Here is a 13,349-nt window from a genome sequence, read left to right as displayed (position 1 = left end):
AGGATCATCTTTTTCCGGATATTCATCTTTGTCCTGGTACTCTTCCGTCTCTATTTAATTTTTTTTTCAGACTGCTCAGTCTATATTCTGTTCCGAATATCTCGCCCAGAAGTGCGTCAATCTTATCTTCTTTTCCATCTTTGATCATCTCAAGCAGCCCTTTGGATATAGATTCTTCAAAAAGATGTTTATGCTCTTCGGGTTCGTACTCACCGATTAACAGTTTTTCACGAATGGCCCCCATTAATTTTAGAAATTCCGCATATTCATCGCCATACTCTTTTTCAAGCCGCTGCCTCAACTTTTTGGCAAAAGCCGGGCTCTTGCCGGAGGTTGAAACGGCTATTATCAGGTCGCCCCTGTTAACTATGGCAGGCAGAATAAAATTGCACACCTCAGGCCGGTCAGCTATGTTACAGAGCATATTAAAACGTTCCGCATCTTTATGTATCAGACGGTTTAGATTATCATTGTCGGTTGCTCCGATAACAAGGAAGGTTTTTTCGTCAATATCGGATGTCAGGTAAGGTCTTTTTTTTAACATTATGGAACCGTTATCGGCGAGGTTTTGTACTTTTTGTGTAACCACCGGGCTTATAACTGTAACCATGGCGCCGCAGTCGAGAAGTGTTTTTATTTTTCGGCCGCCAACCGAACCCCCTCCTACGACCAGACATTTTTTACCATTTACATCAAGATTAACAGGATAATATTTCATTTTTTTTTCGGCCTTTACAAGCAGGAATGCTGATTCTCAAATGATCCTCAGCCAGAATAATCTGTCCATCATAATTTTTACGGCATTCTTTTTTAATATCATACTCATCACAGATCGGGTAAAAGTGGGTAAGCGCAAGCTTTTTTACATTTGCTTTTGAAGCAATCTCTCCGGCCAGGGACGGGGTCAGATGGCCTTTTACTTTTTTGCTGTCAGGAAATGATGCTTCACAAATCAGTAAATCGGCATTTTGCGCCAGATCAACCAGGTTAAGGGAGAAGTCCGTGTCGCCTGAATAGACAATGACTGTACCGGCCGGACTTATAATTCTGTACGCGATACTCTCTTCATTATGTTGAACGGGTATTGTTTCAATGGTAAAATTGTTGAATTTACGCATATCGCGGGCCGCATTATCAAACTCAATAATTTTTAATATCTCCTCGTCAAGTTCTATCCATATACCGTATACAGCTTTAAGTCCGCTGTAAAATGATGCGAATCCCTTTCCCCCGGCGATTACAAGCGGTTTTTTTCTTTTTTTTTCGTCAGAATACCTGGTTGAAAATAGAAACGGCACAAGTTCGCCGGTATGGTCGGGGTGGAAATGACTGAAGAAAATGTGTGAAATCTCAAATATCGTTATACCTGCCTCCAGGAGCCTCCTGATGGTTCCCTGCCCGGCATCAAAGAGAAGCTGCCGCCCCCCGGTTTGAACGAGTACGGAACAAGAGCTTCTTCTCAAAGATGGCACACATGTCCCGGAGCCAAGGATTGTCACGGTGATGTCGTTATAGTCTAAATGAGTCATTTTCTTCCGGCAGCACGGTATTTCGGTATTTATTATACTAAAACTTCTATCACAGATATTTTTCAAATTCAAAGAAGTATTTTTTTATCCAGCCCCGGCGCACCCTCTATACAGCATCAATTATAATAACATTTTATGAATAAAAAAAAATTTGTTTCAATAAAAATATAGATAAAAATATTGCCTTTTGATAGAATGCCACATTCAGGCGGGTTAAGAAATGAATCCCGCATGTCGTTGTTCAATGACAAAAGCAAATACCGAAAAATGCAAAAAAAGCTCGTCGGAAGGCTGTTATGATGGGTTGTTATTACCGTCATAGGTTTATGATGTGAAGATACTTCTCATATATCCTTACTCTATAGATAAACGCATTCAGGAAGATGACATCAGCGTGGTTCCCATGGGCCTCTATTATATAGGCGCCCTGTTAAAGGAAAATCATTATGATGTGGAGATCCTGAATTTTTATGATCTTGATAAGGATTCACCGATAATCAGAAACATACTTGTCGAAAAAAAACCGAATCTGATAGGATTTTCCATCCTCCATGCAAATCGATGGGGCGGAATTGAGATTGCTCGTATAGCAAGGGATATTTTTCCTGATGTGAGGATTGTCTTCGGCGGCATAGGGGCAACATTTTTATGGGAACATCTTCTGGTTCATTTTAAGGAGATAGACTTTGTCATAACAGGAGAAGGTGAATATTCTTTTTTGAATCTCCTGGAGTCGCTGCAAGGTAAAATTGCTTTGAATGTAGAAGATATTGAAGGGATAGCATTCAGAGATGGGGAGAGAGTTAAAAAAAATGAGGCACGCAATCATATCCAGGATCTGAACAAACTTCCCAATCCTGCCCGGTATTTTACCTATCAGCATCTTTCCTTGACCCGTGGTTGCCCCGGCTGCTGTTCTTTCTGCGGATCACCGCAATTCTGGGGAAGGGGAGTAAGATTTCATTCCCCAGACTACTTTGTAGACCAGTTGGATATTCTTTATAAAAAAGGTGTCACCTTTTTTTATTTTTCAGATGATACTTTTACTCTTAAAAAAAAGCTTGTAATAGAAATTTGTCAAAAAATTATCGAACGTAATCTCCACATCTCATGGTCGGCGATTTCACGTGTCAATTATATAAATGAAGAGATTCTATTGTGGATGAGGAAGGCCGGCTGCACCCAGATCAGTTACGGTGTGGAAAGCGGTTCTGAGAAAATCAGAAACAAGCTGAACAAGGCAATTAAGACCGATGATATCAAAAAGGCTTTTGCCCTGACGGTAAAGTACGGAATACTTGCCAGGGCCTATTTTATTTACGGCTGTCCCGGAGAAAATGAAATAACTATCCAGGAAACCATAGATCTTATCCAGCAAATAAAACCCTTAAGCATAATATTTTATATTTTGGTATTGTTTCCAGGCACAGCGCTTTATGAGGATTTCAAGCAACGACTTAAACTGGACGACGATATTTGGCTTAATAGAGTAGAGGATATACCCTATTTCGAAACAGACCCCGATCTCCCAGGAGAAGCGGTTGTAGATTTTGGAAAAAAATTGAGATTTAGCTATTATGATAACATTCATGGTTTTGCGGATAATATAAGTCTTGCTGATAAAAAGGAGCTTTATGCGTATCATGCCGATTTCTATTCACGGTTGGGCATGACCTTCAGTCATGGGGATTATGCAGGGATTGACAAAATCAAATATAAGGACAGGACCGCTGCCGGCTTATATCAGAAAGCGCTTGATTATTATCCCGATCACAGGGCCTATCTCGGTCTTGGTATTATACAGCAGAAATGCGGGATGTACGAAGAATCCGCATCTACACTTAAGCAAGGTGTCAGTCATTATCCGGAGAGCGAACCTTTGAACATCTGTCTCGGGATAACATGGATGAATTTGGGGAAATACGACGAAGCACTCTCATGCTTGCTGAAATTTCAGGATTCAAAGGATGCTGTCGGCCATATTGCAAACTGTTACAAGGCTCTGGGGGATACGCAACAGGAGATGTTGTTCATGGAAAAGTTACGTTTTATATAAATAAACTATTTACAGTTAACGGTTCAATGTCATAGTGCTCTTACACTAATATTTTTATTATGCATCACTGTAAAATCTGGGACGAAATGGGTGGGGGGTTCCCGAAATGCAGGATCAAAGGGCAAGCATATCCTGTCGCAGGCTGTTACGGAGGATTCAACCGACTGTAGTCCCTGGAATAAGACAAAAAAAGCGCTCGTCGTTAATATAGATTGTCACATAAATAATTTCACTGCGTTATCGGTCGTTGGCGTATTACAATACGCCTTCCTCCCTCTGGCCTTGTGAAATTTATTATCTGACAATCTATAGCTTGAGCGCCTTTTTAAAATAAAATGTTGAGCTAAACTACACTTACATTGACTGCGGAAGGACCTTTCTGGCCTTGCTCAATGTCGAACGTAACCCGGTCTCCTTCGTTGAGAGATTTAAATCCGGATGCATTAATTCCTGAGTGATGGACAAATACATCAGGCCCGTTTTCCTGCTCAATAAAGCCATAACCTTTTTGCTCATTGAACCATTTTACAACTCCATTCTCCATTGTGACAAACTCCTTTAAAAAAAATTAATGGTTCCACGTTTTAGGATCTTGTCACTTCGACAAATATTTCCCCACACGAACGAAACCGATCCGAGGCCTTTAAAAAGGCCTCGATACGTCAACAAAGACGCATTTTAAGTAAAAAATAAAGCAAGATTTATAAGCTTTTTTATAATGATATCATAAGTATTAAATAATATCAAATTATTTTTAGCTGAATGTATCTTTTTTTTTACAGTGGCATTGGAACATCTCCCTGGCGTTATATGAGCTTCTCACAAAAGGCCCTGACGAAACTTGATAAAATCCTGTAGTAATGGCGGTTGTGCGCCATTTATCGAATTCATCCGGAGACAGATACCTGTGAACAGGAAGATGAGCCCTTGTGGGCTGAAGATACTGACCAATGGTAAGTATCCTGCATCCATAATCATAAAGGTCGTTCAGTGTTTCCATTATCTCATGATCCTCTTCACCAAGGCCTAGCATTATGCCTGATTTGATAAAAATGTCCGGGGCATATTTTTTTACCCGTTTCAGCAGCGTAAGTGATCGTTGGTATTCTGCTACGGGCCTGACCCGCGGGTAGAGGCGGGAAACGGTTTCTATATTGTGGTTTAATACGTCAGGGCCAGCGAAAAGAACAGTTTTCAGCCCTTCCCGGTCTCCTTTGAAATCTGGAATCAATACTTCCACACGCGCAGATGTTATTCTTTTTTTAATTTCAATGATTGTCTCTGCAAATATTCCGGCCCCGCCGTCGGGAAGATCATCCCGGGTAACTGAGGTTACCACTACATAGCGCAGATTCATTTGTGAGGCAGCCATTGCAACCCGGACAGGTTCTTCCGGATCGGGTGGTCCGGTTTTTCCGGTTCCGATTGAGCAGAAACGGCAATTGCGGGTGCAATTGGGGCCGAGAATCAGAAAGGTTGCCGTATTCCGGGAAAAACATTCAAATATATTGGGGCATTTCGCCTCCACACAGACTGTATTGAGCCGGTGTTTTTTTATGAGGGATCTTAATCTTTCATATTCAGGCCCCTTTGGAAGGCTGATGCGGAGCCAATCCGGTTTTTTCAGGCTGTTGCCGGACATTTTATCATTTCCTGTAATTTTGTTAGATCTGTTTTAATAAGATCCTTTTTAAAGATATCCGCAAATAGATTCATTACGGTTTTCCGTATCCCGGGCATGGAAATTTTGCGGGAAAGCTCCTTTTTAAAAGAGGTCATTTCAATATTTTTAATTCCGCAGGGATTTATCCATTTAAAAGGTTCCAGGGAAATATTCACGTTCAGGGCAAGACCGTGGAAACTGGTGCCGCGGCGGATTCTGATCCCAACGCTTCCGAGTTTTTTATTTCCGACCCAGGCGCCCCTGTTTCTGAGATCTCTTTTTGCATAAATACCCCAGTCTGCTGCAGCCCGTATCATCATCTCCTCAAGACCCGAGACAAAGTCGGCTACCCTTAATCCGGATCCCGGCAGATTAATAACAGGATAGACCACAATTTGTCCAGGCCCGTGAAATGTAATATCCCCTCCACGTTCCGCATCTATTACCCGGATACCCTTTTTTCTTAAAAAATCGTCTAAAACAAGAATGTTTTCAAGACCGCCCCGGCTGCCCAATGTAAAGACCGGATGATGTTCCAGCACCAGCAAAATATCCGCGCCAATAACCTTGTCGTTGATTGCCGATACAATCCTGCGCTGCAAGCCCAGGGCTTCTGAATACTCCATTAGAGGCAAATCCAGAACAAAACAACGCCTTTTATTTTTTAAATTGGTCATTAAACCGGAATACATACCTAACTGACGCGCTCACGTTGTTACCCGCAAAGCTGCGGCTTGCGAGCCGCAGTTGTTTCGTCCATCCGTTTGACTTTGCATTTTGAAGGAGCCTGTCTGAGAATTTCAGGGTCGTTGTCCGCCTCATGGGCAATTGTTCTCATTGCGGCAATAAAAGAATCTATATCATCCTTTGATTCGGTTTCAGTCGGTTCAATCATGATCGCGCCTTTGACCACCAGCGGGAAATAGATAGTAGGCGGGTGAAAACCGAAATCCATCAGGCGCTTGGCAATATCGAGGGTCGAGATCTTATTCTGCTCCTGCTTATGATCCGAAAAAACAACTTCGTGCATACAGGGGCGGTCAAATTGAAGATGAAACAGGTCCTTGAGCTTCTCTTTAATATAATTTGCATTAAGAACGGCCAGACTGCTGGCTTTTTTTAATCCCTCGGCTCCCATACTGAGGATATAGCTGTAGGCTTTTACCAGAACGCTGAAATGCCCGTGAAAGGCGAGCAGCCGGCCTATGGAATTGGGAAATTCTTCCGAAAGAATATACTTGCCGCCTTTTTTTATAACCCTGGGGACCGGCAAAAAAGGTTCAAGCATCTTTGTAACACAGACAGGACCGGAACCGGGACCGCCCCCTCCGTGGGGGGTTGAAAATGTTTTATGCAGATTCAGGTGCATTATATCTATCCCGATTCTCTTCATATCGACAATTCCCATAACGGCATTCAGGTTTGCGCCGTCACAATATACCAGCCCTCCCTTTGCATGTACCAATTCGGTTATTTGCACGATGTTTTCTTCGAACAGACCCAGAGTATTGGGATTTGTTACCATGATACCGGCTGTATCATCATCCATTACAGCAGCAACATCTTCGGAAGAAAGGATGCCTTTCTCATTTGACAGTATATGCACCGGCGTGAATCCGCAGAGCGCAGCACTTGCGGGGTTTGTTCCATGAGCGGTATCCGGGATTATGATTTTTGATCTGGGCGAGCCCTTGGCCTTGTGCCAGGCGTTGATCATAAGCATTCCGGATAGTTCTCCATGGGCACCGGCTCCGGGCTGAAGTGTAGCCGCATCCAGCCCTGTTATTTCCGCCAGAAACTGCTCTAACTTGAACATCAATTCCAGCGCGCCCTGGGAAAAATCAGAAGGCAGCAGGGGATGAGAGCCTGCCAGACCTGTAAGAGCCGCCTGCCTTTCGTTGGTTTTGGGATTATATTTCATGGTGCAGGAGCCCAAAGGATACAGGCCGGTATCTATACCGAAATTCCAGGTGGATAGCCTTGTAAAATGGCGAATAACATCTATTTCGCTAAGGTCCGGCAAATCGGGTCCTGATCCTGAGCCTGTAAGTTCGTGATCAAGCAGGCATTCTTTTACATCACGCTTCGGCAGGGAAAAACCGGATCTCCCTTTTTTTCCACGCTCCCAGAGCATTTTTTCGTTTAGAATCAGGCCTCCGGCAACCGAATTGTCATTCATAATTGCACCTCTTTTATTAAAGCATCCATATCTTTTTTGGTAATGGTTTCTGTAACGCACAAGAGATACCGACCAGGCAGTTCGGGGAAATATGGCTCTATATTAAGACCGGCTATAATTTTCTTTTCCAGGAGCCGGTCATATATTTTTTTAAAATCCGGCTGGAACTCAACTACAAACTCATTAAAAACCGGGCTTGAATACGGAATGTTAAAACCGGCTTTTTTCAGTTCAGTTTTCAGGTATTGGGCCTTGTCATGGTTAAGCTGGGCCAGTTGTCGAATACCTGTTCCGCCGAGGGAAGCCATGTAGATTACAGCAGCCAAGGCGCAGAGGCTGTTGTTGGAGCAAATATTTGAAGTCGCTTTTTCACGGCGGATATGCTGCTCCCTTGTTGCCAGGGTCAGCACAAAACCGGGCATTCCGTCTATATCTTTTGTCCGGCCCACCAGACGGCCCGGAAGAAGGCGCATAAATTCGGATCTGCTGCCGAGCATGCCTAGACCGGGTCCGCCGAAGGCTTGCGGCAGTCCAAGGCTCTGTCCTTCACCGCAAACAATATCCGCGCCGCAATTCCCAGGGCTTTTTAAAAGTCCGTATGCCAGGGCTTCGGTAAAGGATACAATAACGAGGGCTTTGATTGCATCTATTTTTTTACCCGCAGCTTTAAGATCTTCTATACATCCAAAAAAATTAGGGGACTGTATCGCAACAGCAGCCAGATCTTCTCTTTTTTCTATAACTGAAAGGTCGGTTCTTCCTTCTTTTGTCCAGGGTAGCCTGATAATTTCACAGTCCCCGGGCGCAAAATAAGTATTTACAACATCCAGCCAGGCCGGATGTATCAGGCCTGATACTGCTATTTTATTTTTTTTTGTTTTACGTACCGCCATTAAGAGTGCTTCCGCCAAAGCGGTGGCCCCGTCATAATGTGAGGCCGTGGCTAAATCGACTCCCATCAACCTGGCTGCAAGGGTCTGATACTCATAAATAGCTTGAAGGGTACCCTGGCTCATTTCAGGCTGATAAGGAGTATAGGCAGTCACAAATTCAGAACGGTTCAGCAAGTGGGTCACAGAAGCCGGAATAAAATGATCATACCTGCCCGCACCCAGGAAGACCTTATAAGCAGGCGGCCCGGCCATGCTTTCAGCCAGACTGTCCATGTGAAGGTTTAATTCCCATTCAGTCATTGCATCCGGAAGGTTAAGACTTTTCTTGCGGCAATTGTCGGGAATAGACGAGAAAAGATCATCCAGCCGTTTCACCCCCACCAGATCGAGCATGGCGGCAATCTCTTCTTCTGTGTGTGGAAGATAACGCATCCTGTTATCCTTTCAGCATCTTCAAATAAGCGGTTTTATCCATCAGGTCTGTTAATTCCTCCTTATTGATCAACTTTATCTCTATCATCCAGCCCGCGTTGTAAGGGTCATTATTGACAAGTTCCGGTGCATCGCCAAGAGCTGCATTGACGGCTGAAACCTCACCCCCCACCGGCATATAAAGTTCCGATACAGCCTTTACCGATTCGACGGTACCGAATTCATCGCCCCTGCTGAAAGAGGTGCCGACTTCAGGCAGTTCCACAAAAACAATATCGCCCAACTGATCCTGAGCATAATCGCTGATACCGATTTTTACCATATCCCCCTTTAATTCAGCCCATTCGTGAGTATCACCGTATTTAATATGATCAGGAATATTTAATTCATCAATATCTTTCATTTAGTTCCTCCTCAAGAATATACTCCGGAATTTCTCCCATAACCACTAAAGCGCAGCGCTCCTAAAGGCCGAAGGCCGCTCCTAAAGCGCAGCGCTCCCCACCCGCGCCGTACGATCAGGACGGATATCCGATACAACTTCCACCTTAATCTCCCGCCGTTTATCTTTAAGGTTTACTATTTCTCCATATTTTAGCGGCTTTAATACTTTAATAAAACCGCAGCATAAGCCTTTTGCATTAAAATCGTCCGGTTTTTTCGGGCTCGATATACTGTAGATTCGATTCTTTTGTCTTCCTATTCCCATGTCTGTTACGCAGGTGAGAACATCGCCGATAATACTGCCATGCGAATCGAGCACAACCGCTGGATCTGAAACGGAAACCTTGCGTAGATCAAAACCCGCAAACGGATATGTGAATTCCGGGTTCTTGATGTTCAAGAAAGCCTCATCTCCGATAAACTTTTTTGTAAAGCCGGTTCGGTCGGAATTAAAAGGGAGCGCAAAATTCCACGGGTGATTGATAAAAGGCCATGATCCTATATCCTGATGAGAGAGGGGCAGCATAGCGCCGGCCCTGAGAGAGTCCCTGGCAGCCAGGCCGCAGGGAATAAGTCCGTATTGTTTTCCGGCAGACATAATCAGCTTCCAGAGCTTAACAAGATGATCAGGATTGATAAATATTTCAAAACCGAATTCACCGGTATATCCGGTTCTTGATAAAAGCAGCGGCGTGCCGTCTTTTAAACGTATATTCTCAATAGATGCATAAGCCGTGTCAAAATGGCCCTTGAATGAAAAATATTTCATTCCATTAAATACTGTTTCATGGTCTGCGAGGATTTTTTTTAATATCATAGCAGAATCCATGCCCTGGATATCGATTTTGCCTACTTTGTCGGTCAGGTCGGTAATTTTTACATCCCGGCTTCCAATATTATTCTTTAAATGTTCGGCAATAATGCTTCCCATACCGGAATTTATAACCGCCATGTAGCATTTTTCTTTAAGACGAAAAATAATGGCATCGTCGATCACCCAGCCCTTTATGTTCAGAAAAGCCCCGTAAACCGATCTGCCGTCATAAATCGGTCTGTTGTGTCCCCCCATGCACCTGCTTATATCCCGGGTAAAACATAACTGGATAATATCAAAAGCATCCTGCCCCTCAATTATCAGGGTCGACATATGACTTGTATCAAAAAGACCGGTTCCTGTAAGTACTGCAAGATGTTCTTTTTTTGCAGATGCATACCATAAAGGCATGGCATATCCGCCGAAAACAACCATATTGGCGTTGTTTGACACATGAATATCATAAAGAGGTGTTTTGCCGGGTTTGTCATTCATAGAATAATAACCTCTATCCGTTCATTTGCTTTGGATAAAACATCCATCACAAAATCGCCATCCCCAAGTATCCGTTCATCCCCCTTCGTGCAATCTTGACCCTTCAATCTTAACTTCCGGGCCCAGACCAACCACCAAGGCTCCTTATTAGTCCTCCACCAACCAACTCAGGGCGTCTTCCTTGATCTAAACCTTTTTTCACATAGAAAAAATAGTTCTGTATTCCCTTTAATATACTTTTTCCAAAATTGGAAAGCACATATTTTATATCCTGCCAATCGCAATTCTTTTTCCCCCATCAAGACGCTATGCCCACTATACTTATATCTATTCAACCAGTTAATATCTTGAACAATCTTTGCCCTTAATGGATTTAGATGGATATAACGAACCAACTCCTTTAAATATATACCCTCTTGGCAGATGATAGAGCTGAATAGTTACGATTTTTTTTAAATTTGATTCTTTTTGCCGCGTAGCAGCTTCGTCCAACAATTCATTTGCACAGAACTATAGATTCTCTTCTATCTCGTCAATAGGTCCTGCTACGAGAATCGGTGCCGCTTCAATTTTACTTGCATCCATCATAGAGACTATCCTCAGAAGCGAACTTAAAATCATCGCCTGTTCCCAATCCTGGAGGTTTGTAAGCTGTTGAATAAAATGCTCCTGCATTGGGGGCGGCGCTTTGTCCAACAGCTGTTTAGACGCAGAAGTTGCCTCAACAAGAACCCGCCTTTTGTCTTTTTTGCTGCGCTGTCGGACAATCAGTCTGCGGTTTTCAAGACGTTCCAGAATACCTGTGACTGTTGCCTGGCTGAGACTGACCGCTTTTGCTATTTCACCTACCGACACCTCTTCGAGCCTCGATAACTCCTTCAGGACAATCAACTGTGGACCGGTCAGGCCAAACTGCCTCACAAGGTATCGAGAGTGAAGATCAATCGATTGAATAATACGCCTGATAGCGATAAGTACTTCATCACATATTGCTCGTTTTGTATTTGTTTTTTTCCTGTGATTGTTTTCCATTTTTTTTCTGTTTGGCTTTAAATATCTTGATGCAACAATCATCCTTTTCAACTTCAACGTATTTATTTTATCGCATACAAATCAAATCATGTTTCAATTCTTGTATTTCTTAATTCTGACATATGAAACCCGAATTCTTAAAACTCAAAAAAGGAAATTCCAATATTTTTGCATTACAAAAGGATCAAAAGCTTCACTTTTTTTATAGAATGCGCGCTAACTCTCGCTGCGTAAAATAGGGATCATCATTTCTCAGATAGGGAAGAATTATCTTTTTTCGACGAAGAAGATCCTTTGAAATTTTACCGATGATTTCATCTTCCTGATAAAAAGCTCCTTTCTGTATTAGCTGACCGTATGGATTGATAATTTCGCTACCTCCCCAGAAATTGTATTTTTTTCTATTTTCCAAACAACTGTCGGTATATTGGTTTGCAGCAAGATCATCTGTGTTTCTATTTTCTGCAGAGCATTCTTCACCTACACGATTTGCGCATATATTGTAAACACCGAAAATACGTGAATAAAACTTGTTAATAATTTCCCAGCTTTCTATATTTTCGAATTCACTCGTCATAGATCCCTTTGATGAGTTGAAAATGGTGATAAAAATATCTGCTTTTTGGGTTACGCCGAGGTAAGGAAGAGACGGATGCCACATATCGTTGCAAATAAAAACGGCAACATTGAATCCATAAAGCTTAAAAACAACCACACGCTTGCCGTTTGAAAAAAATTTTCGTTCTTCAAAAACTCCGTAATTGGGCAAATTGAGCTTGCGATAAGCAAACCGAACCTCTCCGTCTACTGCTATCAGCGCGGCATTATAAAAATTCATTGATAACGATTCTTCTATAAACCCGACTACTACCGCAGTCCCTTTGCTAGCCTTCGCAAGCCGTTTGATTTCAGGAGAATCGATTTTCAGCGCGACTTTATGGTAATCTTGCCCGACAAAATATCCGGTCAGGGCAAGTTCGGGAAACACAATAAGGTTGGCTCCTTTTCCCTTGCCTATCTGAATTTTTGAGATTATCTTTTCAAGATTGGTTTTTATATCCAGCAAAACCGGATTCGTCTGATATATAACAACTTTCATTCACAACCTCGCAATTTCATTTTAAGCTTGGCCGCTCTTATGCGGCAGGAAGAAGACTGCGCGCAAAACCGGCAGATCGATTCGATTTTACCCGAAGAATATTCCGGTCCGATTCCAATGATTCCGGAAACAGACTTGAGAGGCACAAGAACATTCGATTTGTTGAGCTGAACGTCTATTCGATCAATGGGAACAAGAGAGCAGAACTTTTTTTGCTCGGATAATGGCCAGCCGTCAATTGAGCCGGGGCTTAAAAAAGGCCCGGTCCTCCACATATTTTTTTTAGCTTCGATTACGGCGGTACGCTGTATTTTCGAAACAGCTTGCTCCAAAGCGATCAGTCCGATAGCATCCATCAACCAGGCTGACAGGTAATCACCCTGAAGATTCAAATTTTTTACCCTTTTATCAAGTTCAAAGCCGATAGTAACCACACTTGTTATTGCCGCTGCCGCCTTTTTCATAAGCTCAGAACACTGCCCTATGTTCAGCCATACTTTGGGGGCATTTATACCGGAACAAAGAACAGCGTTATTAGTTACTTCCAAAATTTTTATTTGCTCATACGCTGCGGCCGGTTGCAATAGATTTTTTGATTCATTAAGGACTTCTTCGGCTTTGGTTACCAGTTTTCGGGAAGATTTACCTTCATGAAGATAAGCTGTCAATTCTTCGGTATCAAGCTTGATTTTAATATCAGATAAAACAGTCAT

The 13,349-nt window shown here is 42.8% G+C and carries 13 protein-coding genes; 1 reads left to right on the top strand and 12 read right to left on the bottom strand.

Annotated features, from left to right (window positions below; all coding sequences use genetic code 11):
- Positions 1–22 precede the first annotated feature (22 nt).
- Positions 23–718, bottom strand: coding sequence for a precorrin-2 dehydrogenase/sirohydrochlorin ferrochelatase family protein (locus BuS5_RS00810; protein ID WP_035264780.1), 696 nt, complete (start codon positions 716–718; stop codon positions 23–25).
- Positions 699–1,529, bottom strand: coding sequence for an MBL fold metallo-hydrolase (locus tag BuS5_RS00805; protein WP_051374657.1), 831 nt, complete (start codon positions 1,527–1,529; stop codon positions 699–701). Before BuS5_RS00805 ends, BuS5_RS00810 begins: the two co-directional genes overlap by 20 nt.
- A 331-nt stretch (positions 1,530–1,860) precedes the next feature.
- Between BuS5_RS00805 and BuS5_RS00800 the strand changes: the two genes are divergently transcribed.
- The gene (locus BuS5_RS00800) at positions 1,861–3,585 is read left to right on the top strand and encodes a B12-binding domain-containing radical SAM protein (protein ID WP_084445752.1); all 1,725 of its coding nucleotides are present in this window, start codon (positions 1,861–1,863) and stop codon (positions 3,583–3,585) included.
- Positions 3,586–3,928: 343 nt separating this feature from the next.
- Here BuS5_RS00800 and BuS5_RS00795 read toward each other — a convergent pair whose 3' ends face one another.
- The 10 genes from BuS5_RS00795 to BuS5_RS00750 all read right to left on the bottom strand — a co-directional run bounded on the left by BuS5_RS00795 (position 3,929) and on the right by BuS5_RS00750 (position 13,349).
- The gene (locus BuS5_RS00795) at positions 3,929–4,129 is read right to left on the bottom strand and encodes a cold-shock protein (protein ID WP_027353453.1); all 201 of its coding nucleotides are present in this window, start codon (positions 4,127–4,129) and stop codon (positions 3,929–3,931) included.
- A 210-nt stretch (positions 4,130–4,339) separates the two neighbouring features.
- On the bottom strand, positions 4,340–5,227 hold the full coding sequence (lipA, locus tag BuS5_RS00790) for a lipoyl synthase (RefSeq protein ID WP_027353452.1): 888 nt from the start codon (positions 5,225–5,227) through the stop codon (positions 4,340–4,342).
- On the bottom strand, positions 5,209–5,874 hold the full coding sequence (gene lipB / locus BuS5_RS00785) for a lipoyl(octanoyl) transferase LipB (protein WP_198012208.1): 666 nt from the start codon (positions 5,872–5,874) through the stop codon (positions 5,209–5,211). Before lipB ends, lipA begins: the two co-directional genes overlap by 19 nt.
- Positions 5,875–5,963: 89 nt before the next feature.
- Positions 5,964–7,427, bottom strand: coding sequence for an aminomethyl-transferring glycine dehydrogenase subunit GcvPB (gcvPB, locus tag BuS5_RS00780; protein ID WP_027353451.1), 1,464 nt, complete (start codon positions 7,425–7,427; stop codon positions 5,964–5,966).
- Positions 7,424–8,752, bottom strand: coding sequence for an aminomethyl-transferring glycine dehydrogenase subunit GcvPA (gene gcvPA, locus BuS5_RS00775; protein ID WP_027353450.1), 1,329 nt, complete (start codon positions 8,750–8,752; stop codon positions 7,424–7,426). Before gcvPA ends, gcvPB begins: the two co-directional genes overlap by 4 nt.
- A gap of 4 nt (positions 8,753–8,756) precedes the next feature.
- Positions 8,757–9,155 carry a glycine cleavage system protein GcvH gene (gcvH, locus tag BuS5_RS00770; protein ID WP_027353449.1) on the bottom strand — a complete coding sequence of 133 codons (399 nt, stop codon included), beginning with the start codon at positions 9,153–9,155 and terminating at the stop codon, positions 8,757–8,759.
- Between the two features lie 81 nt (positions 9,156–9,236).
- Positions 9,237–10,505 (bottom strand): aminomethyltransferase family protein, encoded by a 1,269-nt coding sequence (locus BuS5_RS00765; RefSeq protein ID WP_027353448.1) that lies wholly within the window; start codon positions 10,503–10,505, stop codon positions 9,237–9,239.
- A 510-nt stretch (positions 10,506–11,015) separates the two neighbouring features.
- Positions 11,016–11,579: a MarR family winged helix-turn-helix transcriptional regulator gene (locus BuS5_RS00760; RefSeq protein ID WP_274427934.1), complete on the bottom strand. Its 564-nt coding sequence runs from the start codon at positions 11,577–11,579 to the stop codon at positions 11,016–11,018.
- Between the two features lie 160 nt (positions 11,580–11,739).
- Positions 11,740–12,636, bottom strand: a complete 897-nt coding sequence (locus BuS5_RS00755) for a nitrilase-related carbon-nitrogen hydrolase (protein ID WP_027353446.1) — start codon at positions 12,634–12,636, stop codon at positions 11,740–11,742.
- Entirely contained in the window at positions 12,633–13,349 is a 717-nt protein-coding gene (locus tag BuS5_RS00750) for a hypothetical protein (RefSeq protein WP_027353445.1), read from the bottom strand. The genes BuS5_RS00755 and BuS5_RS00750 overlap by 4 nt, the downstream gene beginning before the upstream one ends.

Origin of the sequence: Desulfosarcina sp. BuS5 (assembly GCF_028752835.1) — a bacterium.
Taxonomy (GTDB): domain Bacteria; phylum Desulfobacterota; class Desulfobacteria; order Desulfobacterales; family BuS5; genus BuS5.
This window is presented reverse-complemented; position numbering and strand designations above follow the sequence as displayed.

Coding starts and splice junctions, on each gene's coding strand:
- BuS5_RS00750 (WP_027353445.1), bottom strand. CDS start 13,349: ATGACTGTTTTATCTGATATTAAAATCAAGCTTGATACCGAAGAATTG.
- gcvH (WP_027353449.1), bottom strand. CDS start 9,155: ATGAAAGATATTGATGAATTAAATATTCCTGATCATATTAAATACGGT.
- BuS5_RS00765 (WP_027353448.1), bottom strand. CDS start 10,505: ATGAATGACAAACCCGGCAAAACACCTCTTTATGATATTCATGTGTCA.
- lipB (WP_198012208.1), bottom strand. CDS start 5,874: ATGGAGTATTCAGAAGCCCTGGGCTTGCAGCGCAGGATTGTATCGGCA.
- BuS5_RS00755 (WP_027353446.1), bottom strand. CDS start 12,636: ATGAAAGTTGTTATATATCAGACGAATCCGGTTTTGCTGGATATAAAA.
- BuS5_RS00760 (WP_274427934.1), bottom strand. CDS start 11,579: ATGATTGTTGCATCAAGATATTTAAAGCCAAACAGAAAAAAAATGGAA.
- lipA (WP_027353452.1), bottom strand. CDS start 5,227: ATGTCCGGCAACAGCCTGAAAAAACCGGATTGGCTCCGCATCAGCCTT.
- gcvPA (WP_027353450.1), bottom strand. CDS start 8,752: ATGCGTTATCTTCCACACACAGAAGAAGAGATTGCCGCCATGCTCGAT.
- BuS5_RS00810 (WP_035264780.1), bottom strand. CDS start 718: ATGAAATATTATCCTGTTAATCTTGATGTAAATGGTAAAAAATGTCTG.
- gcvPB (WP_027353451.1), bottom strand. CDS start 7,427: ATGAATGACAATTCGGTTGCCGGAGGCCTGATTCTAAACGAAAAAATG.
- BuS5_RS00795 (WP_027353453.1), bottom strand. CDS start 4,129: ATGGAGAATGGAGTTGTAAAATGGTTCAATGAGCAAAAAGGTTATGGC.
- BuS5_RS00805 (WP_051374657.1), bottom strand. CDS start 1,529: ATGACTCATTTAGACTATAACGACATCACCGTGACAATCCTTGGCTCC.